This window comes from Pseudoalteromonas sp. MTN2-4, assembly GCF_042848605.1.
Lineage (GTDB): Bacteria > Pseudomonadota > Gammaproteobacteria > Enterobacterales > Alteromonadaceae > Pseudoalteromonas.
In genome coordinates, this window is the sequence record NZ_BTGK01000041.1 from 1 (window position 1) to 1,049 (window position 1,049).

Genomic DNA, 1,049 nt, shown 5'->3' on the forward strand with positions numbered 1-1,049 from the left:
TGCGATTAACGGGTTAAAAATAGTGGGCTAAAATCGAGCGAAGCGAAAAGCCCGCAGTTTTTAATCCCTGTTTAATTGCTTGTTATGTGTTGGTAGCAGCCTTATTGAACTTTTCGCTTGTAATATATGATAAACCCAGCCAAGCCAAAACCTAAAATCACAGAGAGAATTATTGCAATCAAAGAATGATAGCTTGGTAAAACTGTATAAGCTCTTGGTAGTATCTCAAGAGTAATATAGACAACAGCTAATGATATTACGCAACCTAGAACAACAAGTTTAAAAAGTTTATACAACGAACTCAACTTTCATTCCCTGAAACACATAACGCCCAAATAATGGGCAAATAATAGTTGGTTAAAATAAGCGACGCAGGAGCAAAAACCAACTGTTATTTGTTCTGATTAATTTGCTTGTTATATTGCCAATACACTGAATTAATGGGAAACAATATTGAAAACAGCTAGAGTTAAGTCTTAACTTAAAACATCTAATTCTTTCAGCTTTTTCTCAAGTTTATCAATTTTACTCATTGAAATTATTGCAAAGACAAAACCTGAGATCCCCATTGACATGCCTATTATTCCAAAAACAAATCCTAAATCTTCCATAACGAAACTCCTTTTATATTAATGAATATTATCGACAATAAAACTCTAAACTTTTTCGGCAATATAACGCCTCGCTTAACCGGCGAAAAATAGCAGGCTAAAATTAGCGACGAAGGAGCGCAAGCCAGCTGTTTTGCGTCCTTTGGTTTAAGCGTTTGTTATGCGGATTTATTCAAATTATTAAAACGTAAAAACAATTTAGCAAAAACAAAGCCCGTTATAGAACCAACTGGAATCCAAATATACATTGGTAAATCTAAACCAGTACCACAAACCCAGCCGAAATACTCCTGCATTACTTGTATGTTTTGAGCTATTTGATATTTAGCAATACCAAAGCCGATAATTGCCCCTAAAGCAGGACCTAAAAGTAAAGCTGTTTTTTTCATTATCAAAGCCATTTATACATTCTTAATGTGCACATTAACTGCTTACACG

At 34.3% G+C, this 1,049-nt stretch carries 2 protein-coding genes; both read right to left on the reverse strand.

From position 1 onward, the window contains the following. Positions 1 to 476 precede the first annotated feature (476 nt). Positions 477 to 611 carry a hypothetical protein gene (locus tag ACGHEH_RS21605; RefSeq protein WP_390449820.1) on the reverse strand — a complete coding sequence of 45 codons (135 nt, stop codon included), beginning with the start codon at positions 609 to 611 and terminating at the stop codon, positions 477 to 479. Positions 612 to 769: 158 nt separating this feature from the next. Continuing rightward, a complete protein-coding gene (locus ACGHEH_RS21610) occupies positions 770 to 1,000 on the reverse strand; it encodes a hypothetical protein (protein WP_390449823.1) in 231 nt (76 codons plus the stop codon). Positions 1,001 to 1,049: the final 49 nt, after the last annotated feature.